Here is a 24611-nt window from a genome sequence, read left to right as displayed (position 1 = left end):
TGTTATCCTTGACTGAGAAGTTCTGAAAGTTCAATTAAAGCAGCGTTAGCGCGAGAAATATAGTTCGCCATCACTAAAGAATGGTTAGCCAGCATACCAAAGCCACTGCCATTTAGAATAACAGGACTGAACACAGACTGCTGAGTTGCTTCAAGCTCACGAATTATCTGCTGCAAGCTAACCAATGCGTTTTTATCTTCTAATACATCGTAGAATTCAACTTCTACCGCTTTAAGAAAGTGTAGTAGCGCCCACGTCGCGCCGCGCGCTTCATAAAAATTATTGTCTAATTTGAACCAACTGGTTTTAACCGTACGCTGCTGCGCTACCGAGGTAGACTGCTTCGCTTTCGAATCGCCGGCTAAATCTGTATTAATTCTTGCAGAACCAACACTGGCACTTAACCGCTGAGAATAGCTGCCTAAACGCTTTTCAACTTGCTTAAGCCACTCACGTAAATTATCAGCACGGGTATAAAATTGGCTGTCAGAATTTTGCGGGTTCGCAAGCTGATCGCGATAAAGTTTTAGAAGCTCTATGCCGTCTCGGTAACTAGACTCAGAAGACGGAAACATCCAGCTCTTATGATCCATATTAAATTTAGGATGCGCTTTAGTAAGATAAGGGTTTTCTAACGATTGAGATTGCGAACGGCTAAAGTCTTTACGCATAGAAAGCGCAAGGTCACGAATCATTTCCAGCGCGCCAAATTCGAAAGACGGCATATTGTCTAAGAAAACACCCGGCGGCATTACATCATTCGACAGGTAACCACCCGGTTTATCTAGCAAGGTTTCAGAGACATCAATCATAGTTGCAGTAAGCGTATAGCCGGCCACGTCTTCTGGATTAATATTTTGTGCTTGTTGCGCCACCCGCTTTTTAACGTCATAGGCGTCTGGTGCCATGCTCCAATACAGACCTATTAACCAAAAAATCAGAAACAACACTGCAATGACAATGGCTACTCGTTTTGTGCTAATTGATTTTCTCATATCAATGCCAACCTTCCTTTCAAATGACACAAAGCCGGACTTAACCGGCAATGTATAACTAATTATAAATACGCGAGAATTACTAAACCTTTATGACGGTTGCAGTTATATCACCATTTAACGACCTAATAACACAACTTAAATAAACTTATAATCATCATACAGGACGATTTAGGTGTTGATCACGCTTGGATTTGTCCTTAAATGCATAGATAAGTATAGCTAAAACAACGATTGGCCAAAACGCGCCAATGCCTGCAGCAAGTAATGCCAAGAACACCGCGCCTACAGCCAGCAATAGTGTGCCAAGAACACTGACTGCCACGACAAAACCCACTACCGCTAACAGAACCCCTATGACAGATAACGCAGCAAGGTTTTCCCAAGGACTAAGTAATTCATCTGACATCACGATATGCATGCCAAACCAATCGTCGATGACACTGCCTAAACAATTAACTAGGATCACAGCTAGCACAATGGCGATAAGAAAGTTTTTCATTACACTGCCCTTGGCAATAGCATGACAGCAGCAAAGTAAGAAATAACTGCAATAGCCGGCATACAAATGAGTGCTGCAGCTGCACCCACGCGAACCCATATGGGTTCTATCTCTAAGTGCCGTGCAACGCCTGCGCAAACACCTGAAATAACCGCGCTGTCTAAATCTCTATAAATACGTTTTTGTGATGGCATTTTCATTTTCATTTCCTCAAATTCATTTCAGATTGCTTAGGGTTGTACGGTAAGAGTGCGCAGGTACTAGCCTACGCCGCACTCCACATAATATTTACGCTACCTTTTTTTTCTTAAGTGCAGCCAGCTCATTCTCTATCGTTTCATCGGCTTCTAGGGCGTCGAACTCAGCGGCTAAAGAGGTAGCGCTGCCGCTATCCTTCGTTAGATCGTAGGCATCAACCTGCGCTTCTAGTGTGTCAATGCGCTGCTCGTAATGCTCAAAGCGCATCATGGCATCATCGATTTTGTTGCTGTTATCCACGCTTTTTACTTTAAGGCGCGTTTCTAACGTTTGTTTGCGGCTAACAAGCGACTTTTGCTTTTGCTTCGCTTCATTTAGCTTGCTATTTAAACGCCCAGTATCAACTTGGATCTTTTCGATAATTTCAGCCAGCTGTACCTGCTGCTGCTCTAACTGGCTTAGCTTGGCAACATACTTCTGCTTTTCAACCAACGCGGCCTTAGCCAATTCTTCTTTGTCGTTATTCATGGCAAGCTGCGCTTTATCCTGCCAACCGTTGATATCCTTTTCTGCTGATGCCATATGGCGAGCTAAGGTTTTCTGGTCGGCTAGGTAACGTGCTGCATCAGTGCGCACCTCAACCAAGGTCTCTTCCATTTCTTGAATAATGAGGCGAATGATTTTTTCTGGATCTTCAGCCTTATCTAGCATGGCGTTTAAGTTTGATTGCACGATGTCATTTATTCTTGAAAACATACCCATTGTTATTGCTCCGTTTCAGTGTGATTAATAACGTAGACTAGGCAGTGGCCATGCTACGGTTGGCGATTAACTATGCTGACACCAATCTTGTCGCTTACATCTCTTTGCTTATCAAATACATTACAATTGGCGTGCCAAATCAGTAAGATACTGTTTTTATTAATTAAAACTTAAAAATAAAAATAACTGGCGCTCCGCCACTTTCCTATAAACCAACTTTTTAGCAAATTTAACCACTCACTATTCGTCAATTTAACCAGTCACAAAATCAGCGTTACGTTTTAAAAAATTAAGGCAAAAAAAAACGACCTGATCAGGTCGCTTTTCATAAATAAGGTAGAGCCGCTGATGGCTTACTCAGCACGTGGAGATACTTCTTCAGTATCCGCAGATGATGTTACTGCAATATCGGTAACTTGTACTTTACCCATTGTAGATTCACCTTCTAACTCAAAGTGATATGCCGTATTTGCCACCGTTTGGTACACATTTGCTTTTACTTCGTTGGTTGTGATACTCACGGCGTGATCAACCATATTCGTCAATATTGACTGAAGGATTGATTCTTGCGCATTTGCGCCAGCGCTGAATAAAGTGATAGAAACGATTGATGCTGCTAAAAGTGAAGTTTTCATAATTTCCCTTGATGGTAATCACTGCAACAGCCCTTCGCTATTGCTTTGATTAATAGATAGCTAAACTCGTGCCATCTAGGAAAATTACGTTTAACCTATTGAATTTAAATAAAATAGAAGAAAGCATGACGCGCACGAAATTTCGAGCAAATTTCGTACAGCGCCAAGGTTTAGTCAAATTCATTAAGTGGTTTAGTGTATTTGACCACTTGCCGCCTTATTGTCCATTTAAGAAATATTATTTGCCGCTTTTTGCGCGTTGTAGTCATTGATTTCTTGCTGTGCTGACTCGACAGCTTCAAGCGCATTCATTAATAGATGAGGATCCGGAGACTTTCCGGTACCATTTTGGCTTAGGTAACGACGCCATATACGGCCACCCGCTTGACCTTGATATAAGCCAAGCATATGTCTAGCAACGTGCCAAGGCTTGAAATAAGGGTCGTCTTGGCGCGCGATACACTTCTCTATATATTGCTGCATCTTTAATACGACATCGCGGCGGCTAATGGGTTGAACTGAATTATCCCCAAAAATCTCGGCATCAACGGTAGACAGAATATAAGGATTAGCATAAACCTCCCTTCCGATCATTACTCCATCTACATATTTTAACTGCTCTTGAGCATCAGCAAGCGATTTGATCCCCCCATTTATACTAATTGAGAGCTCGGGATGAGATTCTTTTAGCATATGTACTCTAGGGTAATTAAGTGGAGGAATATCTCTATTCTCTTTCGGACTTAATCCTTGTAGCCAAGCTTTTCTTGCATGCACAATAAAAGTATCGCACCCAGCGGTAGCGACGATATCAATAAAACGAGCGAAATCTTTATACTCATCCATGTCGTCAATACCGATGCGGCATTTTACTGTAACAGGTATATCAACTTCAGCCTGCATAGCTTTAACATTATCTGCAACCACCTCAGGTTGCGCCATTAAACATGCGCCGAAGCTACCGTTTTTCACTCTATCAGAAGGGCAACCCACGTTAATATTCACTTCATCGTACCCACGCTCTTGCGCAAGTGCGGCACATTTAGCCATGTGCTCTGGGTTACTACCGCCAAGTTGCAGGGCTACAGGGTGTTCCTGCTCGTTAAAGCCGAGATAATCACCTTTACCATAAATAATCGCGCCAGTAGTTACCATTTCGGTATACAGCAAAGAATGCTTAGAGAGCAGCCGAAGAAAATAACGGCAATGGCGATCGGTCCAATCCAGCATTGGCGCTACTGAAATGGTGTGATGTGATAAAGCGGCGGTAGAATTCACTGTAACCCTATTTTTGATATTCAATATACATAAAAATTAAAATCGACTTAATGCTGCATTTTCTCTCTATTTTTAACCACTTCTTTATATCAAAGAGAATAGCGGTCAAGAGACGGGACAACATTCAACGCATACGCAGTTAAGTAATACGCCATTGTACCACTTCGAAAAGGCATAGAAACACTATGAAAAAGTTAAATATGATAGATATATGTTTTCATGAAAAAGAATTGGGCTTCGCGGGTAATTTCTTTTATTCGCGCACACTGAACAAATGAAGGGTGAAGGCGAAGAATCCCTACAAGATGAGAATGATGATGGTTGTTCGATTATATTTTTCGTAAGCTGAAAAAAGGGAGCCTAAAGCCCCCAATTATCAATGTTCTACTCGTTACGCAGAACCGACTTTAACGTCATCAAAATGCTTAAACGTTTCTTTGATTTTGTCTTTCTCATCGCTATTGTCGTAATGAGCTCCGACTAAAACAGCGCCTTCTTTTATAGCATCCTCGTAGAACTTCACTTCGTGTTCTGGAATAGCAAGACCTACCGCGCCACCGATAATACCTCCAGCTGCGGCACCAGCGCCACCTGAAGCAAGGGCTGCAACAATGGGGCCGCTGGCTAGGATTCCGGCACCACCGGTTGCTACAACGCCAACCGCGGCAAGACCACCAACAACAGCGGCAAGTACGCCCCCAGAGGATGCGCCTATAGCGACCCCTTCTGGTAACTTAGAATTTTCGGTTAAGGCAAAACTGTCTTTCGTAACAGACTCGTTAGCCATAAGCGAGATATTGGCGTCACTAAACCCTTTTTGCTCAAGCATAGTTATCGCAGCACTTGCCTCAGCAGGGTGTTTAAATAAACCTGTAATTACATCACTCATCGTTATCTCCTTCTATACAGAGCGTTAGTTGCAAAGAGCTATCTCACCCTTTACTTGGAATTCATTTGTTGCATTAGGAAACAGCAACCTTTAGGCCAATAATCGCCGTAATTTGCTTGGGACCCTGCTCACGCTAGGCTAAGAAGGTAGTTGGTAAGTAGAGACTACTTTTTCTTTGGGGTAATACTTGCTAGTAAGACAAGTATAACTTACTCACCTGTGAATCTAACTGAGTAAAAATGTCGTGAAAATACTAGCCGCTCCAGCGCTATCTATAAACTATGGCTGGCGTCAGGAGTAATGTGTCAATCTTGTCTATGAAACGACGACTTCTTGCTAGTCGTTTCTCAAATCAGAGTTTGAAAAAATATTGTAGTAGTAGGTTGCCGACCACGTAAGCATCATAAAACCCGTTAAAGATATTAGTGCTATCAACAGTCCCAATTCTTCTTTTAGGGCAGTAGAAAAACCGCCAAGGGTAGTGAAACTCAAGGCAGCTATTTGAATGAAGTCTGTACCATTAAGTGAAACGGGTTTTACAAAGCCCTCTAACCCTATTCCATTGTATGCAAAACTAAGAACTCCGCTGAACCAAATAATCTCGATAAGATGTATAACAAAAAGGCAAAGTACAACGGTAGTACTCATAAAGAAATGAGACGAAAAACGCTTGCTATGGTGGGTGACAGAGCGTAACGCCCAGTAGTGAAATATAATACTTACCAGTGCGCCGGAAAATGCAATTCCTATAGTAGTGAATATCAACATAAAGCCCTATGTCCTTCGCTTAAATCGTCCTCAAATTCTACTAACGCGGGGGCGCAGTTTATTTGACTAAACCAGTTTATTATTACTTTCTATCGCTCTTTTAAAAATAGGATCAGTGAATAGCTCAAAATATATTCTGTAAATTTGTCAAAGTGAATTGAAACCTTTTCATATCTTCGTTTAAAAACCATTAAAAAACTTTATATGTTTCAACAACCAACTTAGCAAACCCGAATCGGCACATGTATTGCTAACTCTCTTATACGGTTTTACATACAACTGCTAAATCCGGCTTAGTGGTAATCACCATCAATTTGAGCAGCTTCACTAGTCTAAATAGCGGTCACCTCGTCCGAGATGCAGAAGGCATAGACACAAAAGGGATTTAACTATGGTTTTTTTGAATACTTCACAGCTACATTCCGAAGTTAAGAAGTCGGAAAAGTTACTTCGGAAACTTCCTTATTGGCAAGTTTCTCAAAAACTGAGGCTTGAACTAAAACTTAAACAACTTAAGCATCAGTTGCGGAGCTAGGCGCGATGTCTTCTGACATGCCTCCACACGTATCTCGCACTCAGCCTTACAAAGTAACCGCTATTTTTGTTACTTATAATATGTTCGAGTCTGCGTTGAGAAATATTGAAAGGTTTCTGGCTGCAGTCCCTTATGGCAGAGTAATACTGGTTGACAATTCGTCCTCTGACTATAGAAAAAGGGAACGTATTGCTCAGAAAGTCATGTCACTACCTTCACTTTGTGAATTCGTAGAAAGCGATAAGAATTGTAGATTCCACGCTTATAATTTAGCTCTGAGCAAAATAACAGAGGGGCGTATCGTATTTCGGACCGATGACGATGTTTTTGATGAAAACGTTACTTCAGAGTTACTTGATAGCGCCTGGCAAGGCTTTGCAACTACCCCCCACGTATACGACGGTCAGATACAAACACCACAAGGTTTTCAACGTCCCCTTGAGACGTGTATTTTCGACTACCAATTTTTAAAGGAAGTGCTGCCATTTAAGCTTCAAGGGGGGGCGGATTGGTTATTACTACAGCGTGCTTTCAACATGCAATCTGTGTATGAAGCTCAAGATGTCATTCTGTACAAAGCGAAACATGGAAGGAATATGTAGTGAAGATTGCGCTAATTGCACACCCAAGGTTTCCCATTAGATCTCCTTTCCCCGGTGGGTTAGAAGCTTTTGTATCATCACTTATCGATTTCTACGCCGAGCATGCAGAAGTCACAGTTTATGCTCACCCTAAATCTGACATCCCCAGCCACGTAAAGTTTGTGACTTTCCCTTTCGACACGCTATCTCACGAAAAATACCCGGATCTGATAGAGAACGACTTTTTACTCAAAGTCATGGAAGATATTTTAAAAAATGACTTCGACGTGATTCATAACAACGCCATTAGCCCAATACCTGCAGTGTGGTCTTGTAAGTACGACATTCCTTTGCTCACTACATTACATACCCCTCCTTATAGCCGTTTAAAAGCCTCAGCAGAGTTAACGTCATTATCGCCCAACGTGCACTATAATGCGGTTTCTTTTAGCGTAGCAGAGCAATGGCAGCCCTACATCAGCGATACAATTGACGTCATTTACAACGGTATAGATTTATCTGATTGGTATGGCCCAAGGACAGTAAAAGAGCAGCTTTTCAGCTTCGGACGAATAGTCCCCTCCAAAGGGTTTGACTTGGCAGTTAAAGCCTCGGCTATGGTAGGTATTCCACTTAATATTGCTGGCCCCATCTACGATAAGTCACACTTTGAAAAAGACATCGCACCTTATATTGGAAAAGGGGTTAACTATTTAGGCCACCTATCTCATCAAGAATTGCAATTGCAACTTAGGTCAGCCCGCTGCGCTATTTTTGCCGTTAGGTGGGACGAACCCTTCGGCTTGTCCACTGTTGAAGCCATGGCGTCAGGTACGCCAGTAGCCGCGTTTAACCGTGGCGCATTTCCCGAGGTTGTATCCCGAAAAGGTGGAGTCCTCGCATCAGGTAATAATGTTGATAGCTTAGCAAATGCTATTGCTGATTCTTTAACACTACACAGCGATGACGTACTGCATCGCGCGCAAAAATTTCCACTTTCTGAGATGTGTAATCGCTATATCGCTAAGCTGGTGGAAATTGCATGAGAATATTAATGGTAACAAGCCCGATTGTTTCTTTACGTCAGCCTTTTAAGGGCGGAACAGAAGCATTTGTTGTAAACCTATCAAATGGTTTAGTGAAAAGAGGGCACCAGGTAGACGTATTGTGTAAAGATGCAGACGAAGACAATAAGTTCAATACGTTACAGCTGCAAGAGTCAGCGTTTCGAATGCGAGATGCAATCACCTCCGAGGATGAGGGACAGAAGCTATTTCAAGCTGCGCAATTCGGTTTATTTGATAGTAGTGCGTATGATGTTGTTCACTTTCATAGCTACTACCACGCTATGTATGAATTTGCTTTTTTCCATCAGCGAAGCAATATTATTACACTTCATAGCCCATTGTCCGAACGCTTAGGGTTAACCCACCAGCTTAATAGTGCTCGGAGTAAAGACCGTTACATAACAGTATCTACAAGACTGGCGAGTCAATGGGAAGCAACTATTTACAATGACATCGCCGTCATACCCAACGGGTTAGATTTTGATAGCTTGCCTATAACAAATAACAATACACCAAGGCGAGATGCTGTATGGGTTGGACGAATTTGTGCAGAGAAAGATCCTGTATCAGCAATTGAAGCCGCTAACCTATCTCACACCAATTTAGATATATATGGCGCCACCTCAGATGCTGAGTACTTTAAAAGCGAAGTCACCCCATTACTCAATGACAAAATACGCTACTGCGGACATCTTCCTCAAAATGAACTACTCGCTAAACTCAATAACTACATTGCACTTTTCATAAGCTCAACATGGGACGAACCGTTTGGCTTAACTACGTTGGAGGCGCTAGCGATGGGTACGCCTGTAATAGGTACTTCTGCCGCTATCCCCGAGGAATTACGCAGCTTCCCTTTTACACAAACTATCGATTTGTCTAATGAAACCGCGGTAAAAAACGCCTATGTGAAAGCCGCGGCAGTCGCCCCCGCATCGTGCCAATCGTTTGCTAAGAAATTTGACTTATCCTATACCCTTGCAGCGTACGAGAAGGAGTATGAGCGTGTTTGACACTAAGATATTGTTTTATATACACCATCACGGTAAAGGTCACTTAGCACGTTGCGAAAAACTAATACCCATTATTGAAAGCCTAACGAGTATTGAACTATTAACAGCTGATAGCGATTTTCTTATTGAAATAAAGCGCAGTTTTCCCCACCTTCCTATACACCTATTGCCCTCTAAGTGGGAGGGCGTAAAAGACACGTCAAAGCGGACATTTGACCAAGCGTTTGAAGGCGTACCTTTTAGTAAAGGGGCCACAAAACGGGCTAGTTTTTTTCATCACTTAATTGTAGATCGAAACATTACTGGTTTTGTTAGTGATGTTTCCGCTGAGTTGACTATCTATGCCCGTGGCGCCGGTTTGAATGTGCTTATGCAAAGACATACCGGCGATATTAGCTGCGATCCAACTCAAGTTTTCGCGTATCAGTGTGCTAATGCCCTATACGCCCCCTACCCCGAACTATTTGAATCGGGCGACTTTCCATTTAAAGATAAAACATCCTTCTTAGGCATGTTAGCTAATAGAGTAGTACCAACTTCAGAAAACCAACCTGGTATTACCTTAATTCACGATGACAAGGATGTGATAGCTAAGGTGTGCAAACAGTTATCACACTTCTCACAGCCCGTTACGGTAATAGGTGGATATCAACCCACTTCCAGCTACCCATCTAATGTTAAGCATATTGGCCATGTAGACGACCTTTCCGCCAATGTTAAAACTGAAATTGTGATTTGCAGCGGGGGCAACAACACGGTTTGCGAATTGCTGTCAGCTATGAAGAAATTAATCATTATTCCCCAGGAGAGACCTTACAACGAGCAATTTTCCAAAGCCGCAAACCTAGATAATATCGGTGCCGTTGTAATGTTAGACCCCGCCTTACTCGATGATGAACAAAGCGTTATGCGGTCTATTAAAAAAGCCGATGCTTTGTCTCTTTCTACTCTTCAATCATTTTATAACGAGGTGGCGAACTCACATTGGTACTCGGCGTTTGAAAAATTAGTAAAGGAGCAATTGATATGCCCTTCTCGATAGTCACACTTGTAAAAGGTAGGAAAAAACAATTAGAGAATATGCTTGAAAGTATTCGCCATAGTTCAATGACTCCCGATGAAGTGATTATTGTATGGATGGAGCCGGAAAAACCAGAGAGTAGAGTGGAGGATTCTTCGCTCCCAATAAAACAAATCTATTTGAACGATGGTAATTTACCCCTCTCCAAAGCGAGAAACTTAGGGTTTTATCATACAACAAGCGAAACAGTAATTTTTCTTGATGTGGACTGTCTATGTAGCCCCACTTTATTAGAAAATTTGACAACTAAGTTGAACGAGGGAATTATCACTTCAGCTCCGGCGCGATATCTTCCTTTTATTCCCTTAACCGGGGACTACACCGAAGTTGAACAGGACGCTTGTGTGCATCCGAAACGTACTTCTCTTCCCACAGAAACCCTTCTCCCCTATAAAAAATTTTGGTCGTTAGTCTTTGCGTTAACTAAAAACACTTTCGATAAGATAGGTGGGTTTGATGAAAACTTTACGGGTTATGGTGGTGAAGATACAGATTTTGCCGAACGCTTTAATAGCAAAGGCTACGGTTTCATGTTTGTAGGCGATGAAGTCCTTCACCAATACCATCATAAATATACACCCCCATTGAATTATTTGAGGGAAATTGTCGAGAACGCTAACTATTTTTATAGTAAACATCGTTACTTTCCAATGTATACCTGGCTTCAAACCTTCTGCAAGATGGGATATATAACCTTCGATAAACAAAGACATATGTTTAAAGTTATGTCACTTCCAAAGCAAAAAGACATGGATAGTACGCTATCTACGCTCCCCTATTAAAAGGCTCTTCATCCTCTACCTCTATGGATAACAAAGCATGGGGTGCTGAAAATGCGTTCTATTGTTTTCCAACTTACTGAATGAACGACTTTTTGTTTCTTAATTCGCTATCAACTTATTGCGTATTTTAAATCTGGCAAATTACCGCTATTGTATAAAGAATGACAAATTTCGTATTGATAAAGTAAATTAACATCACTTTTCACAATACAAGCACAACTGCGCCCTTCGGAGACATTAATTATGGCGGATAAAAAGCCAAAGAATAATCTTAGTCAACAGGACAATAGTACCGAAAGCGTGCCGCAAGCAGCTAACGAGCTATCTCAATTACGGGAAATATTGTTTGGACAGACCAATCGTGATTTTCGCGCCGATCTATCGGCTCTAGAGTCGAGAGTAGATAATAATTTCACGAAGCTAAATCAACATCTTGATCAACAGTTTACTGAAATAAGAAAGTTAATCGACGTACAAATTAGTGAACTATCCAGTCAACTTAAGAGTTCAGATAATAGCCATAACAACGTGCAAGAGCAGTTACAAAATACCACTGACAAGCTCCAGAGCGAGTTGGAAATAGCGGAAACTTCCGCCAAGAACGACAACAATGCTCTTGAAGCACATGTCATCAAAGAGTTGGAATCATTAGACAGCCTGTTTAGTAAACGTCACCAAGAGCTACTTGAAAAACTACAGCAAGTAACCAGTGAGCTATCAGAAAATAAAACTGACAGGAAAACGTTGGCCAACCTGCTTTCTACTATGGCAACCAACTTAACGACCGATAACTGATAGATGGCAGATAACGGCCCGTCATCTGCGCAATACGACAACTCTTTGGACAAAGTCAGAGAACTGTTAATTGGTCGCGATGAAAAATATGTTCAAGAAATAGTAAAACGCAATGCCAAAGAAGTGGTAGGCGGTATTGTTTCTGAAGCATTACACGAAAGGGAAAGTAAAGACGGCTCGGTGAATAAAGTGCTGGTGCCCTTAGTCGAGAAGTCACTGCATCGTTCAATTGAAGCAAACAGCGATAAAATTGTAGGTACACTCTACCCCCTTGTCGGCACCTTGGTTCGTAAAGCAGTATCGTCGTTTTTAGTCGATTTCGTAGAAAGAACCAACGCACTTATCGAAAACAGCCTTAGCCCTAAAAGTGTTTCGTGGCGTTTTAAAGCGTGGCAATCTGGTATTAGGTATTCTGATTACGTCGCATCTCAAGTCTATCAATACCAAGTTCAGCAGCTTTTTGTCATTCATCGAGAAACCGGTACGCTGCTACATACCATTTCCTCTGATCCTGAACGCAGTAAAGATGCTGATCTTATTTCATCAATGCTGGTTGCCATTAATGATTTTGTGGCTGATGCATTTCAGTCGCAAGAGAATGAAGCCGAAAACGAATTAGGTGAAATTAAAACCGGTGATTTCACACTGCTTATAAAAATAGGTCCGCAAGCCATTTTAGTTGCCGCAGTTGTTGGCAGTGTTCCACCGGATATTAGAAGCCGACTGCAGCAAGCACTAGAAGAATTCCATCAATTTTATCAGGTTCCATTGCAAGAGTATCAAGGCGACAGCGCGCCTTTTGCGGGTTGCGAAACCTTGCTGAACGACTGTCTAATTAGCGCGAAGAAAGATGAAGCGAAAGGCAAGAAAAAAAGACTCATCGGTGGTGTTGTTATCGGCATTGTACTGCTGCTTTTAGCTTATCTTGCATTTTTACGAATAGATTTATCGATACTGCAAAGCACGATAAGAGATTTATCCCCCCCAGCTGGTATTGTGCTTACTGACACAGCGGTAAAAGATGGAAAGGTGCAGGTTCGCTTACTGCGTGACCCTCATATGCAATCATCCCTTGCATGGTTAGAAAGCCAAGAAATTAACACCAGCAAAGTGATTATTCATGAAGAGCCCTTTGTGTCGCTACAAAAGAATGTCGTTATCGGCAAAGTATCGTCCTTACTCGCAGCAACAAATAACGAACTAACCGCCATTTATGATGAAAACGATGCATTATTTCTGAGCGGCTCAATGACAATTGATGCTTTACGTACATTCTCACGTGAACTTCGTGCAATACCTGGTATTTCTCAATTAAAACCTAATCTTTCTGGCGTCGATATTGTTGATGGAGTACGTGCAAATACTGAAGAACTTGATAACGCGGTAATCAACGACCTTGTGGCGAGAATTTCTTCTACGCATTTACCGTTTGCAATTGCACAAGAGAACCTTGATTCTGAGCAATTGGAAGTACTAGAGCGGTTAGGCCAAGAGTTGTATCAGTTGCAGCTACTTGCGAAGCAGCTTAATCTGTCGGTTGCTGTCTTTATTTTGGGCGCAAGTGATAATTCTGGTAGCTCTGCACGCAATCTTGCTTTAAGCAGATTGAGAGCTAACAACGTGAAAGAAGCACTGCTATCCATGAAGGTTGACCCTAGCATTCTTTTTCCAATAGGGCTTGGCCAGTTATCTTTAAGTGAGGGTTCAATGGGACGAACTGTATTTATGAATGTTTTGCTATCTGACTCAAAAACATCAGAGGTAAATACACAGTGATTCAAAAAAAGGTATGTATCTTAGGTCCTACCGGTGTTGGGAAAACGAGCCTAGTTAAACAGTTTGTCGAAAGTATTTTCTCTGAAAAATATAAAACGACCATCGGTGTGAAAATCGATAAAAAACAAGTTAACAAAGATGGCCGAGGGGTCCAGCTGCTGCTGTGGGACCTTGAAGGTATCGATAGATACTGCGGTTTTAATCCACGCTATTTACGTGGCGCAAGTGCCTATATCATTGTGGTCGATCAAACCCGCTCGCAGTCGTTATTAGAAGGTATTGAAATCCTGGAAATGGCCAGAGAACATTATCCTGATATTCCGGCTTTCTTCGTGGTCAATAAAACCGACCTTCCTTCAAGCTGGCACTGGAGTGAAGAAGAACTTGATTCCTATGCAAAGAAGTTTACATCACTCACTAAAACCAGTGCAAAGACCGGCGAGAATGTCGAAAATCTCTTCACTACAATTGCGTTTTGGTAGGAGCAATATATGGATATACACCTTCTTAATGCGCTAGGAATTACAGACTGCGCTATCTTTAAAAGCACAACGAGCCTTCAATGCCTCACGCCTGATGTTTCGTGGTTACATAAGATTGCCACCCTAGATAAAGATAACAAGGTTAAACCAGACACCTTCTCCTCCATTTTTCTAGACGATTTTATGACAGATGCCAATGACATTTGGCAAAATGACAGCGTCTTTACCCTATCTTCAGGTTTTTGGACTGAAGAAGTCGAAAACGAGTCTCTCCATTTAGAAGCTCTCGCGATTAATAGCGGCAAAGGTGAGCATTTCCTAGTTATAAAAAATGTCGAAAGCCAATACGAAGAAAAACAAAAAACCCTACAAGCCGCTAGAGAGTTACTATTAAGCCATCACGAAATAGTAGGTCAGCACGAATACATCCGCCAGCGACTAGATAAAACACTACTTAAAAACAAAAATTATGAAAAGCTAGTCCCACCAATAAAACAAGCTATCCACCACCTTGACACTGGGGTCGTTATTTTAGATAAAGACCGTGAAACGGTGCTAGACAATAAATCAGCTAGGCAGTTGCTTTCCTGTAGCCGGTCAAATGATAGTGCCAATAGGCTAAAACACTTACTCGAAGATGTTAGCGTTCCAGACACCTTCCTTCCAACGCTAATTGAAAAGCGTTCCGCATGGCAGGGGGAGCTCTATTGGCAGCCCACGGAAAATTATGAAGTATGGTTACAGGTAACCATTCACCCCGTTATCCATGATAATGAACTCACCCACTGGGTATATCTTCTCACCGATATCAGTCACATTCGAAATAAAGAAGAAAGCGTATTATCTGCCACGGGCATGGATTCTTTGACTAAAATTGCAAACCGTAATTTTTTCAATAGCTATGTTCAGAAGTTGGTTCAAGAGGAAGTTAATTTTGCTTTGTTTATCATAGATATACGAGAGTTTAAGAAGATTAACGAAAAACTTGGTTATCATTCAGGTGACGAAATACTCAAGTCTTTTGCATCAAGATTACAAGGTTTTGTTGGCAATAGTGGGTTTATCGCCAGAATAGGGAGCAACGAATTTTCTATAGTAAAACGCACCGATACCTTCAGTGGTGTTAACCCATTAGATTACGCGCAGGATATGAAGAAGAAACTGGTGAACACCTATACCTCACTTCATGGCACTGAATCGAACCTTGGGATTAATATTGGCATCGCGAGTTATCCCCAACACGGAGATCAAGGGAATATATTATTGCGACATGCGGATATCGCGCTCCAAATTGCGAAGTTTCAAGGTAAAAACGTTATTCTTGAATACAGTGATATGCTGCATCGCCAACATCAGAGTATGTCTGAGTTAGAAAGTAAACTTCGCACCGCTATTGAAAACGACCAATTAGCGCTTTTCTTACAACCTATTGTTGACTTACAAACCGGAAAAATTGTTAAGTGCGAAGCATTGGCGCGGTGGAAGACAGAAGACGGAAGCTACATTCCACCGGATGTTTTTATTCCACTTGCAGAACGTACGGAGCTGATTTTTCCGTTTGGTGAATGGTTAGTAGAAGAAGCGTGTAATGCTATCGATAAGCTTACTGAGGCGAATTTAGATATTCGATTGGCAATTAATATCTCTGGCCGACAAGTCACCGATCTTGTGCTGCTTCATCAAATACAGTCATCCTTAAAGCGCAGAGCCATCGACCCAAGGCATTTATCGATAGAACTCACCGAGAGTGTGTTCATTGACAGTCTAGATACTGTGTCTGTGTTGCTGAATGAACTTAGAGCTATGGGCATTACCATTTCAATTGATGACTTTGGAACGGGTTTCAGCTCTTTGGTTTACCTTAAAAAGCTGCCTATTGATGAACTCAAGATAGACCGTTCTTTTGTGAGCGATTTAGAAGCGAACACCGACGACCAGGCTATTATTCAAGCTATTTTAGGCTTGGCCAAAAATTTGAATATTAGCATTATTGCCGAGGGTGTTGAGACGCAAGATCAACAAGCATTTTTGGTAGATAACGCGTGTACTTATGCTCAGGGTTACTACTTTGACAAACCAATGTCGATTGGGGACTTCGTAGAAAAGCTGCGCTAGAAAACCGCATTAGAAAGCTGCGATAAAAGGCTTGGCACGCAGCTAACTAACGCATTTTATACGGGACGCTGGCGCTTAAATTAGGCCTAGATGCCCAGCGTGAAACTCTAAGTGATCTTCAATAAACGACGCTATAAAGAAGTAGCTATGATCGTAGCCTTCATGCATGTTTAGCGTTAATTGCGTATCTGACTGCTGAGCCGCTTGCACCAGTGCCAATGGCTTTAACTGCTCTGACAAAAATTCATCGCTATTACCCTGCTCAACCAATAATGGAATGGCGTGGTTCTGACTTGCAATAATTTTTGCAGCATCGTATTCATCCCATGCTGATTTATCATCACCTAAATACTGACCCAATGCTTTTTGGCCCCATGGGCAATCAGAAGGGTTCGACACTGGACTAAACGCAGAAACAGAAACATAACGATTTGGATTACGTAAACCAGCGACAAGCGCGCCATGGCCGCCCATTGAATGACCGCTAATTGCACGCTCTTTCGTCACGGGGAAGTGTTCCTCTACAACGCTAGGCAGCTCTTCAGTGACATAGCTGTACATTTGATAATTGGCGTTCCACGGTGCTTGTGTTGCATCAACATAAAAACCAGCACCTAGCCCAAAATCATAAGCACCGTTTTCGTCATCAGGAACACCTTCACCCCGAGGGCTTGTATCTGGTGCCACAATTGCCATTCCAAGCTCTGCGGCTAACTTCATCGCTCCCGCTTTTTGCATAAAGTTTTGGTCGTTACAGGTAAGCCCTGACAGCCAATATAAAACCGGTACTGGCTTTTCAGCGGAGGCAAACGGTGGTAGATAAATTGCAAATGTCATACTGCAATTGGTGCTCTTTGCATCGTGACTGTAGCGTAAATGCCTACCGCCAAACGCACGATTTTCACTAATAAGCTCCATAATGACTCCTGTACAATAATAAATTTAGAAAAATAACCACTTTGCTGTAGCAAACAGTAAAGGGTCTATCGGATTTTAAATCAAGTTCGTTTACACTAAGTGCCTAATTTTTGAGGTAAGCACGATGATAAGAGACCTAATGCATCACCTGGTTGGCACCATTTCAGTGATTTTTTATTTTTTAAATACGGTTTTATGGGCAACGCCCATCATTATTTTGTCTTTTTTCAAACTTATACCGCTTGCGCCTTGGAGACGATTCATATCGTATATCTTGGACGCTTGCGCAACCGCATGGATTACGATTAACAATCTTAATCAGCGAGTGAGTAGTAGAACAAAGTGGGATGTTACCGGCCTTGATCAACTTACCCGTAATGACTGGTACTTAGTGATTGCCAACCATCAATCTTGGGTCGATATCTTAGTTTTACAACGCGTATTCAATCGTAAAATCCCATTTTTAAAGTTTTTCCTTAAAAAAGAACTGATTTACGTCCCTATCTTAGGCCTAACCTGGTGGGCCCTTGATTTTCCTTTTATGCGTCGATACTCAAAATCCTTCTTGGCCAAAAACCCGCATTTAAAAGGCAAAGACATGGAGACTACCCGCAAAGCATGCGAAAAGTTTCAAACCAAGCCGGTAAGTATCATGAATTTTGTGGAAGGCACCCGCTTTACCCAAGAAAAACATGACCGACAGAACTCACCATTTAGCCACCTGCTTAAGCCTAAAGCGGGCGGCGTAGCGTTTGTTCTTTCTGCCATGGGGTCTCAGTTACACAAGCTAATTGACGTAACGATTGATTACCCTGGCGGCGTTCCCTCATTTTGGGATTTCGTCAGCGGCAAAGTACGTGATATTCGCGTGAGTATTAAAGTAACCCCCATCACGGATATTACCGAAAATGGCTACTTTAATGATAATTACTTTGAAGACCCGCAGGTAAGAAGCCAATTTCAGCGTTGGTTAAATAGCCGCTGGCAAGATAAAAACGACCAATTAGAATCAATTAACGCAACTCAGAAGCCACTATGATCCGTACCTTGTTTTCCCCTGTAACTTTCGTTGTTCACACTGCGCTTCAAATAGCTAACCTTGCGCTGTGGGGAGGGCTGATCATCTTGTTCGGCGTGGTTAAACTAATACTCCCATCAGGTAAAGTTACCGAGGCGTGGAATAGCGTCATGCACGCTTGCTTGTTTAGTTTTGGCCGCGTTAGTGTATTGCTTATTCGCCTCTTCAATAACGTAAACATTGAGTGTGCGGTTCATGGCGAATTGTCAAAAGACAGATGGTATTTAATTATCGCCAATCATCTTAGTTACCTTGATATTGTGTTACTAATTGAATTTGCCACTCATCGCATACCGGCTCCAAAATTCTTTCTTAAAAAAGAGTTAATTTGGCTTCCATTTGTAGGGCTAGGAGCTTGGGCCTTAGATATGCCTTTTATGCACAGATACACCAAGGCCTACTTAGAAAAGTACCCTGAGAAAAAGGGTAAAGATCTAGAGACAACACGAGCATCTTGTGAAAAGTTTCGTACGGTGCCCACCACTGTTATTAATTTTGTTGAAGGCACCCGCTTTACCACGCAAAAACATCATCAAAAGCGAAGCCCTTATGAAACCTTACTGCCGCCTAAAGCGGGAGGCGTCTCTTTCACATTGGCAGCAATGGGTGAATTATTTACTAATGTGCTCGATATTTCATTGTTGTATCCAGAGAATAAGCGCCACCCAATGATGGCTATGCTAAGTGGCACCATGACCAAAATCATAATCAATGTTAATGTGATGCCTGTGCCCGCGCTTCAGCAACACTCCACATTGAGTGAACCTGAGTTTCGCACCACTTTTCAAGATTGGCTTAATGCCATGTGGAAAAATAAAGATAGCCGTATCAAACGTCTTTTGGAGTCGTAATTGTGGAAGTAAGCTCAACTGTACGTGATAACTTCATGCATCTAGTGAAGGATTTTTTTCCATCACTGACCATGCACGACCCGCTATATAATGCGCTAGCATTGGGCACCATATTGACGATAGCGATTGTCATTTATGTCTTTGCAAGGTTGATTGTTCGCCCTGAAATAGCAAGATGGGTGTCAAAAACCACCAACATTTGGGATAACGCATTACAAGAGCATGGCTTCTTCCGCCGTCTTATGCATTTATTCCCCGCTCTTTTTATATTTCTTGCCACTCCTGTACTTATTGAAGAAGCCTCTGTGTTGTATGGCTTATTAATAAAAAGTGCGTTGTTGTATATGCTTTACAGTGGGCTGCTGGGTATTTACGCCATTTTGAGTACGGTGGAAGATGTTTACAACGCCTCTGCGCTGTCTAAACGTGCACCTATTACTGGCTTTATTCAAGTCACCAAACTCGGCTTTGCCATTCTTACCATTTTGTTCAGCATCTCGTTAATTGTTGATAAAAGCCCCTTACTCTTAGTGTCTGGCTTAACCGCTATTGCCGCAGTTCTATTACTCATTTTTCGCGATACGATATTAGGTTTTGTGGCGGGTATTCAAATTGCTGCTAACCGCATGTTTAACACTGGTGACTGGATCACCATGCAAAAATACGAAGTCGATGGTGAAATTAAAGAAATAGGTTTAACCAACGTAAAAGTGCAGAACTGGGATAAAACCATTTCAACGCTGCCTACCTATAATTTGACCACCGAAGCGGTTAAAAACTGGCGCGGCATGCAAGAATCTGGTGGACGCAGGATAAAGCGCTCTGTGTATATCGATGTTCATTCTATTAAATTATGTGACAACGAGATGCTAGAACGCTTCTCTAAAATTCGTTATATCAGCGAGTATATCGAGAAGAAAACAAATGAACTGCGTGCTTACCATAGAGACTATTCTATTGATGAGTCTGATTTATTGAATAGCCGAAAGTTAACCAATATTGGCACCTTCAGAGCGTATTTAGAGTCTTATTTGCGTAAACACCCAAGTGTGAACCAAGAAATGACATTAATGGTGCGTCAACTGCCCCCTAACGAAATTGGACTGCCACTAGAGCTATATTGTTTTAGCATTGAAAAAGATTGGGTGAAATATGAAAAGGTTCAAGCGGATATTTTTGACCATGTCATGGCCATGCTATCTTTGTTTGACCTAGTTGCTTACCAGCGTGACGGCCACTTGGGTTATTTATCCAGTACCATGGATATAAGCCAAAGCGAACAAGACTAGCGCTTGCTGTGACGACAAATTATAGATGCTAGACATAAAAAAACCGGCCTAAGCCGGTTTTTTATGGAAATCATTACTTAAGCCAACGCATAACCCATTAGCAAGCAAACCACTAACCCAGACACACCAAAGAAACCATACTCGATTTTTTCTTGCATGCCTTTTGCGCCAGTCTCAGCTGTCATGAAACCCATTACGATGCTGCTAAGCCCCAGAGTGAAGGCAATTAGCGCAACACCAAATACAATTGCGTTAATCCAATCAGTCATTCTCTAAACCCTTTAATTTTTCTGGCGTTATTATGCATGAAATCAATCTAGATGAACATGCCTCAAAAAGCATTAAATACGAGTAATGCGCTCTTTTTATTACCTATTTGATCTTAGTCAAAAATGCCAAATAGTTAAGCTAATTACTAACTTTTGGTAAATAGCGAATGTCACAGCTTACCCGTAGAACTGTAAATCATTGAAATAAATAAATTTATTAAAATGGCACTGAGGTTGCAGCTCTTAGGTTACAACTGAGTTTGTAATAGCAGGTTATAAAAACCGCGTGAGCTCATTGCGTTAAACGGTCTTCGCGACAGCATCATGGTTAATAGGATTTCAGAAAATGAAAATTAAACAATTACTTCCACTCGCCTTAGTAACTACATCTTTACTTAGCGTGCCAGCGTTTGCGTTTGAGACTAGCTGCGACATCGAATTGGATGGCCATCTTCAATACCACCAAGGCCTAATTACTGTCGACATGCAAAACGGTTCTACCATGTCGATTGATGACACTTACCATTTGGTGATTAACGGTGAGAGTGTGACGTTGAACAACGAACAACAACAATGGGTCAATACCTATTACGACCGTATCGATACTGCTATCCCCATGACCCTTAACATCGCAAGTGAAGGGTTAGAGATTGCGAGTGTTGCCGTTTCTGAAGTATTTGGTGAACTGCTTGGCGGCGACAATGAACTTACTGAAGATTTCGATACCATGTTTACATCGCTTAACGAAAAGTTGGCAACGTCTTTTTATGATGACAATGGCAATATCAAAGTGGATACAGCTAAGTTTGACGAGCCAGGCTTTTTCGACGAAAGCTGGGAAGACGAATTTGAAGCGCAATTCGAGTCGCTCATAACTGAATCAATGGGCCGTATTTTGATTGCTGTGGGCACCCAAATGCTATGGAACGGCGGCGATATGGAAGCCTTCGAGGAAAAAATGGAACGCTTTGGTGAGACTATTGAACACCGTGTTGAATCACAGGCCGCAGCACTTGAAGAAAAAGGCGATGCCCTATGTGAAGTGTTGCAAGAAGCTAATTATGCCGAAAACAAAATGCAAGCCAGCATTCCTGGGTTAGGTGGCTTAGACTTAATCGATATGCGCAGTGGCGAAATGAAAATGTAATTGTGGTTCTATTGGTGTAATGACTTCCCAAACTGCATTCAAACCACATTTAATTTACGTTTAATAACCTTACAACGCTAGCTTTCCCGCTAGCGTTTTTTTGTTTTTTGACTAATCCCATTGTAATCGATTTTCTCCCTTATCAATTAGCACATCGCGCTTTGCACCTTATTCCCATTACTGTTCACCTAACAACCAGCATTTGTGTACTCGCTTACCCCATAGACCAATCCGTTTTGCGCCTTACCGCGTATTTTTGATACTTTTACTCTCACGCCCCATCATCATCTAAGAAGACGTTATGAATAATAAGCTAGTTATATGTGGTTACGGTTGGCTTGGTCGCTACCTAGGCAAAGCCATGTCAGCTACCCATACTATTATTGCCACCACGCGAAGCAAAGAAAAAGCGTTGAAGATAAGCGACAAGCACATTAAAGGCTTGGTTTTTAATTTGGGTGACGACACTATCACGCTATGTGATGAAGTTAGCGATGCAACACTGGTGCTAAACATTCCACCTGGCCGTCGAAATACTCAGTTAGATGATTTTACAAATAGCATGCTTGCCCTTATTGATAACGCAGTGGCGGCCAATGTAGCCCGAATTATCTTTATAAGCACCACCTCGGTATACGGCGACGCTAGGGACGATGAGCTGAATGAACACGTCAGCACTCAACCTGAAACCGCGTCGGCGAAAGCCCATGTCGCGATAGAACAGCACCTATTAGATTTGAAAACGAATGCCAAGGTGGACGTTAAGATAGTTCGCCTTGCGGGGTTAACAGGACCAGATCGTCACCCAGTAAATTCGTTAAGTGGCAGAAGCCTGAATGCAGGCAATAAAAGAATTAACTTAGTGCATATTCGTGATGTGGTTGCCGCTTTAAAGACTCTTATTTTAGCCGCCAGTAGCAAGGCTGATAGTAGCAACAGTGAAACTAGCAAGACTGACAGCACAGACTTATATCACTTATGTAGCTTACAGCACCCGAAAAGAGGCGAATACTACACCCAAGCTGCAAACAAAAAAGGGATACCTGCACCCACGTTTAGTGAGTCAGACTTACCGCCTACGGGCAAAGTGATAGATGCAAAAGCAAGTTGGGATTTACTAGGAATAGTGCCTGACTATGCTAACCCTGATGACATGATTTAGTGAGATAGAATGTTGTGACATGATGACGTTACACGCATAGGGTTATAAATAAGGCGCTCACATTTGAGCGCCTTGTTATTGATATACGTTTTACATCAACTAGCCTAGTGCAAATACCAATCGAGAACAACGACTAGCCAAACAGGCTGAAGCCGAAATATTTAACCGCCACGGTATTGATGAAAATAACTAACAAGATGGCAGGGATAAACGTTTTAAGCGATACATCGACATACTTTTCAAACCATCCACCACGATAGCCCGAACTCCCCTCTTCAAGGGATGCATTGAAGTTTGCACTTTTCCAACGATAGATAACGAAGATACAAATCAAGAAGCCGTTCAATGGCAAAATAGTCTCGTAAAATACGTCAATAATAACGTCGAACAACGACTTATCGACACCTGCATAGCTGGCGAACTGCGTAAGTGCATCAACTTTACCAAATGACAAAGTACACAGTACCGCTAGCACAAGCATCACGCTACCAAGTGATGCTAACGCCCACTTTCTGCTTACCCCTTTCTCGTCCATTAGCGCCGCTACTGGCACTTCAAAAATAGACACTAAAGACGTGATGGCAGCAAAGAACACTAATAAGAAGAACAGGCTTGCCACGATAGACGCCCCCACATACCCAATAGAGCTTTGCAGCGCTAAAAATATATTAGGAAGATAGGTGAAAATCATACTCACCGATGATTCACTAAGTTCATCAGGATTAATATCAGGGTTGAATGAGAATATCGCAGGCAGAATCATTAAGCCTGCTGTGAAGGCCACTGCGGTATCTGTTATTGCCACTAGCTTTGCCGACGTAGGTACATCCGCTCTCTTGTCGATATAACTGCCGTAGGTAATCAAAATCCCCATACCTAGCGAGAGGGAGAAAAACGCTTGTGCGAGCGCACCATTCACCACACTTGCTGTCAGCTTTGAGAAGTCAGGAATAATATAAAACTTCACCCCTGCCATAGCATTCTCGCGGGTGAGTACGAACACCACTAAGCCAATTAACATAACAAAAAGGGCTGGCATCAGCAGCTTAGCTGCTTTTTCAATCCCCTCTTTAACACCGCCTTGCAGAATGAGATAAACCACACCAACAACCACGGCCATATAAGCGAAAATAGACGATGAATTAATAAATAACCCAAAGGTATCTGGGTTAGCTAAGGTGTCTAAATTACCGCTGACGGTTTCAAAAAGATAACCGAAAATCCACACCGTAATCACCATGTAGAACACGGCAATCATAAATGGCGTAGCAATGGCTAACCAACCGGCGATTTTCCACTTTGCTGAATTGCCACTGATTGCGCTGTATGCGCCTAGTGGATCCTTTTTGGCATGACGCCCCACTGACATTTCCGCTAACATCACAGGTAAGCAAATAGCGAATACAAAAATGGCGTACATTAATAAGAATGCACCACCGCCATTTTTTGCCGCGCCAACAGGAAAGCCCACTAGGTTACCAATACCTACTGCCGATCCTGCCGCTGCTAGAATAAAACCTATGCGCGATCCGAACTGTTCTCTGGCCCCGCTCATATCCCTTCCTCTTGTTGAGTTTATTTTTATGTTTTCTGGGATGGCGATAACTTATGATTATTTCATCGTGCTAATGGCGTCGACTACG

Annotated in this window: 25 protein-coding genes; 14 read left to right on the top strand and 11 right to left on the bottom strand. The window is 42.1% G+C overall.

Translation table 11 applies throughout. The features are described 5' to 3' along the window. Positions 1–2: 2 nt before the first annotated feature. The 8 genes from AAC006_RS14570 to AAC006_RS14535 all read right to left on the bottom strand — a co-directional run bounded on the left by AAC006_RS14570 (position 3) and on the right by AAC006_RS14535 (position 6027). Positions 3–995 (bottom strand): DUF2333 family protein, encoded by a 993-nt coding sequence (locus AAC006_RS14570; protein ID WP_339891760.1) that lies wholly within the window; start codon positions 993–995, stop codon positions 3–5. A gap of 157 nt (positions 996–1152) precedes the next feature. Beyond that, positions 1153–1497 (bottom strand): hypothetical protein, encoded by a 345-nt coding sequence (locus AAC006_RS14565; protein ID WP_159533250.1) that lies wholly within the window; start codon positions 1495–1497, stop codon positions 1153–1155. Next, entirely contained in the window at positions 1497–1697 is a 201-nt protein-coding gene (locus AAC006_RS14560) for a PspC domain-containing protein (RefSeq protein ID WP_339891757.1), read from the bottom strand. The genes AAC006_RS14565 and AAC006_RS14560 overlap by 1 nt, the downstream gene beginning before the upstream one ends. A gap of 88 nt (positions 1698–1785) precedes the next feature. Next, positions 1786–2457 (bottom strand): phage shock protein PspA, encoded by a 672-nt coding sequence (gene pspA, locus AAC006_RS14555; RefSeq protein ID WP_288388665.1) that lies wholly within the window; start codon positions 2455–2457, stop codon positions 1786–1788. A gap of 353 nt (positions 2458–2810) precedes the next feature. Continuing rightward, positions 2811–3092 (bottom strand): hypothetical protein, encoded by a 282-nt coding sequence (locus AAC006_RS14550; protein ID WP_013782643.1) that lies wholly within the window; start codon positions 3090–3092, stop codon positions 2811–2813. A gap of 228 nt (positions 3093–3320) precedes the next feature. Next, positions 3321–4370: a tRNA dihydrouridine(20/20a) synthase DusA gene (gene dusA / locus AAC006_RS14545; RefSeq protein WP_288388666.1), complete on the bottom strand. Its 1050-nt coding sequence runs from the start codon at positions 4368–4370 to the stop codon at positions 3321–3323. Between the two features lie 391 nt (positions 4371–4761). Beyond that, complete coding sequence (locus AAC006_RS14540) at positions 4762–5259, bottom strand: hypothetical protein (RefSeq protein ID WP_288388667.1); 498 nt, start codon at positions 5257–5259, stop codon at positions 4762–4764. 336 nt (positions 5260–5595) lie between these two features. After that, on the bottom strand, positions 5596–6027 hold the full coding sequence (locus AAC006_RS14535) for a hypothetical protein (RefSeq protein WP_288388668.1): 432 nt from the start codon (positions 6025–6027) through the stop codon (positions 5596–5598). Positions 6028–6567: 540 nt separating this feature from the next. On the opposite strand from AAC006_RS14535, the gene AAC006_RS14530 reads away from it, so the two are divergent. The 9 genes from AAC006_RS14530 (at position 6568) to AAC006_RS14490 (ending at position 16254) form a co-directional block, all read left to right on the top strand. Beyond that, the gene (locus tag AAC006_RS14530) at positions 6568–7164 is read left to right on the top strand and encodes a glycosyltransferase (RefSeq protein WP_288388669.1); all 597 of its coding nucleotides are present in this window, start codon (positions 6568–6570) and stop codon (positions 7162–7164) included. Next, on the top strand, positions 7164–8189 hold the full coding sequence (locus AAC006_RS14525) for a glycosyltransferase (RefSeq protein ID WP_339891752.1): 1026 nt from the start codon (positions 7164–7166) through the stop codon (positions 8187–8189). The genes AAC006_RS14530 and AAC006_RS14525 overlap by 1 nt, the downstream gene beginning before the upstream one ends. Beyond that, positions 8186–9223, top strand: coding sequence for a glycosyltransferase (locus AAC006_RS14520; protein ID WP_339350363.1), 1038 nt, complete (start codon positions 8186–8188; stop codon positions 9221–9223). The genes AAC006_RS14525 and AAC006_RS14520 overlap by 4 nt, the downstream gene beginning before the upstream one ends. Continuing rightward, entirely contained in the window at positions 9216–10265 is a 1050-nt protein-coding gene (locus tag AAC006_RS14515; RefSeq protein WP_339350361.1) for a glycosyltransferase, read from the top strand. The genes AAC006_RS14520 and AAC006_RS14515 overlap by 8 nt, the downstream gene beginning before the upstream one ends. After that, positions 10250–11086, top strand: coding sequence for a galactosyltransferase-related protein (locus tag AAC006_RS14510; protein ID WP_339891751.1), 837 nt, complete (start codon positions 10250–10252; stop codon positions 11084–11086). Before AAC006_RS14515 ends, AAC006_RS14510 begins: the two co-directional genes overlap by 16 nt. A gap of 243 nt (positions 11087–11329) precedes the next feature. Beyond that, positions 11330–11881 (top strand): hypothetical protein, encoded by a 552-nt coding sequence (locus tag AAC006_RS14505; RefSeq protein WP_256772508.1) that lies wholly within the window; start codon positions 11330–11332, stop codon positions 11879–11881. Positions 11882–11884: 3 nt separating this feature from the next. Continuing rightward, positions 11885–13657, top strand: coding sequence for an OmpA family protein (locus AAC006_RS14500; RefSeq protein WP_339891749.1), 1773 nt, complete (start codon positions 11885–11887; stop codon positions 13655–13657). Beyond that, positions 13654–14139 (top strand): Rab family GTPase, encoded by a 486-nt coding sequence (locus AAC006_RS14495; RefSeq protein WP_338456438.1) that lies wholly within the window; start codon positions 13654–13656, stop codon positions 14137–14139. The genes AAC006_RS14500 and AAC006_RS14495 overlap by 4 nt, the downstream gene beginning before the upstream one ends. A 9-nt stretch (positions 14140–14148) precedes the next feature. Next, complete coding sequence (locus AAC006_RS14490; RefSeq protein ID WP_339891747.1) at positions 14149–16254, top strand: EAL domain-containing protein; 2106 nt, start codon at positions 14149–14151, stop codon at positions 16252–16254. Positions 16255–16329: 75 nt separating this feature from the next. On the opposite strand, the gene fghA is transcribed toward AAC006_RS14490, so the two are convergent. Continuing rightward, positions 16330–17172, bottom strand: coding sequence for an S-formylglutathione hydrolase (gene fghA, locus AAC006_RS14485; RefSeq protein ID WP_288388677.1), 843 nt, complete (start codon positions 17170–17172; stop codon positions 16330–16332). Between the two features lie 124 nt (positions 17173–17296). Between fghA and AAC006_RS14480 the strand changes: the two genes are divergently transcribed. From AAC006_RS14480 to AAC006_RS14470, 3 genes are read left to right on the top strand one after another with little or no spacing between them, the layout of a single operon-like run. After that, positions 17297–18211: an acyltransferase gene (locus tag AAC006_RS14480; RefSeq protein WP_339891745.1), complete on the top strand. Its 915-nt coding sequence runs from the start codon at positions 17297–17299 to the stop codon at positions 18209–18211. Beyond that, a complete protein-coding gene (locus tag AAC006_RS14475; protein WP_339891744.1) occupies positions 18208–19101 on the top strand; it encodes an acyltransferase in 894 nt (297 codons plus the stop codon). The genes AAC006_RS14480 and AAC006_RS14475 overlap by 4 nt, the downstream gene beginning before the upstream one ends. A gap of 2 nt (positions 19102–19103) precedes the next feature. Further along, a complete protein-coding gene (locus AAC006_RS14470) occupies positions 19104–20390 on the top strand; it encodes a mechanosensitive ion channel domain-containing protein (RefSeq protein WP_126872820.1) in 1287 nt (428 codons plus the stop codon). Positions 20391–20467: 77 nt separating this feature from the next. Here AAC006_RS14470 and AAC006_RS14465 read toward each other — a convergent pair whose 3' ends face one another. Then, positions 20468–20659, bottom strand: a complete 192-nt coding sequence (locus AAC006_RS14465) for a hypothetical protein (protein ID WP_013782633.1) — start codon at positions 20657–20659, stop codon at positions 20468–20470. Positions 20660–21005: 346 nt separating this feature from the next. Between AAC006_RS14465 and AAC006_RS14460 the strand changes: the two genes are divergently transcribed. Both AAC006_RS14460 and AAC006_RS14455 read left to right on the top strand, forming a co-directional pair. Further along, complete coding sequence (locus tag AAC006_RS14460) at positions 21006–21806, top strand: DUF2884 family protein (protein WP_339891743.1); 801 nt, start codon at positions 21006–21008, stop codon at positions 21804–21806. 301 nt (positions 21807–22107) lie between these two features. Continuing rightward, entirely contained in the window at positions 22108–22968 is an 861-nt protein-coding gene (locus tag AAC006_RS14455; protein ID WP_126872822.1) for an NAD-dependent epimerase/dehydratase family protein, read from the top strand. A 133-nt stretch (positions 22969–23101) separates the two neighbouring features. Here AAC006_RS14455 and AAC006_RS14450 read toward each other — a convergent pair whose 3' ends face one another. Next, a complete protein-coding gene (locus AAC006_RS14450; RefSeq protein ID WP_013782630.1) occupies positions 23102–24523 on the bottom strand; it encodes a sodium-dependent transporter in 1422 nt (473 codons plus the stop codon). Positions 24524–24611: the final 88 nt, after the last annotated feature.

The sequence above is a fragment of the uncultured Alteromonas sp. genome (genome assembly GCF_963976965.1).
Taxonomy (GTDB): domain Bacteria; phylum Pseudomonadota; class Gammaproteobacteria; order Enterobacterales; family Alteromonadaceae; genus Alteromonas; species Alteromonas naphthalenivorans.
Note: the sequence above shows the minus strand (reverse complement) of the source record. Positions and strands in the feature narration are given on the sequence as shown.

Bases quoted from the DNA above. Each gene is read 5' to 3' on its own strand.
- AAC006_RS14510 (WP_339891751.1), top strand. From the start codon at position 10,250: ATGCCCTTCTCGATAGTCACACTTGTAAAAGGTAGGAAAAAACAATTA.
- AAC006_RS14520 (WP_339350363.1), top strand. From the start codon at position 8,186: ATGAGAATATTAATGGTAACAAGCCCGATTGTTTCTTTACGTCAGCCT.
- pspA (WP_288388665.1), bottom strand. From the start codon at position 2,457: ATGGGTATGTTTTCAAGAATAAATGACATCGTGCAATCAAACTTAAAC.
- AAC006_RS14535 (WP_288388668.1), bottom strand. From the start codon at position 6,027: ATGTTGATATTCACTACTATAGGAATTGCATTTTCCGGCGCACTGGTA.
- AAC006_RS14550 (WP_013782643.1), bottom strand. From the start codon at position 3,092: ATGAAAACTTCACTTTTAGCAGCATCAATCGTTTCTATCACTTTATTC.
- AAC006_RS14500 (WP_339891749.1), top strand. From the start codon at position 11,885: ATGGCAGATAACGGCCCGTCATCTGCGCAATACGACAACTCTTTGGAC.
- AAC006_RS14465 (WP_013782633.1), bottom strand. From the start codon at position 20,659: ATGACTGATTGGATTAACGCAATTGTATTTGGTGTTGCGCTAATTGCC.
- AAC006_RS14505 (WP_256772508.1), top strand. From the start codon at position 11,330: ATGGCGGATAAAAAGCCAAAGAATAATCTTAGTCAACAGGACAATAGT.
- AAC006_RS14480 (WP_339891745.1), top strand. From the start codon at position 17,297: ATGATAAGAGACCTAATGCATCACCTGGTTGGCACCATTTCAGTGATT.
- AAC006_RS14475 (WP_339891744.1), top strand. From the start codon at position 18,208: ATGATCCGTACCTTGTTTTCCCCTGTAACTTTCGTTGTTCACACTGCG.
- AAC006_RS14450 (WP_013782630.1), bottom strand. From the start codon at position 24,523: ATGAGCGGGGCCAGAGAACAGTTCGGATCGCGCATAGGTTTTATTCTA.
- AAC006_RS14540 (WP_288388667.1), bottom strand. From the start codon at position 5,259: ATGAGTGATGTAATTACAGGTTTATTTAAACACCCTGCTGAGGCAAGT.
- fghA (WP_288388677.1), bottom strand. From the start codon at position 17,172: ATGGAGCTTATTAGTGAAAATCGTGCGTTTGGCGGTAGGCATTTACGC.
- AAC006_RS14455 (WP_126872822.1), top strand. From the start codon at position 22,108: ATGAATAATAAGCTAGTTATATGTGGTTACGGTTGGCTTGGTCGCTAC.
- AAC006_RS14570 (WP_339891760.1), bottom strand. From the start codon at position 995: ATGAGAAAATCAATTAGCACAAAACGAGTAGCCATTGTCATTGCAGTG.
- AAC006_RS14565 (WP_159533250.1), bottom strand. From the start codon at position 1,497: ATGAAAAACTTTCTTATCGCCATTGTGCTAGCTGTGATCCTAGTTAAT.
- AAC006_RS14530 (WP_288388669.1), top strand. From the start codon at position 6,568: ATGTCTTCTGACATGCCTCCACACGTATCTCGCACTCAGCCTTACAAA.
- AAC006_RS14460 (WP_339891743.1), top strand. From the start codon at position 21,006: ATGAAAATTAAACAATTACTTCCACTCGCCTTAGTAACTACATCTTTA.
- AAC006_RS14490 (WP_339891747.1), top strand. From the start codon at position 14,149: ATGGATATACACCTTCTTAATGCGCTAGGAATTACAGACTGCGCTATC.
- AAC006_RS14560 (WP_339891757.1), bottom strand. From the start codon at position 1,697: ATGAAAATGCCATCACAAAAACGTATTTATAGAGATTTAGACAGCGCG.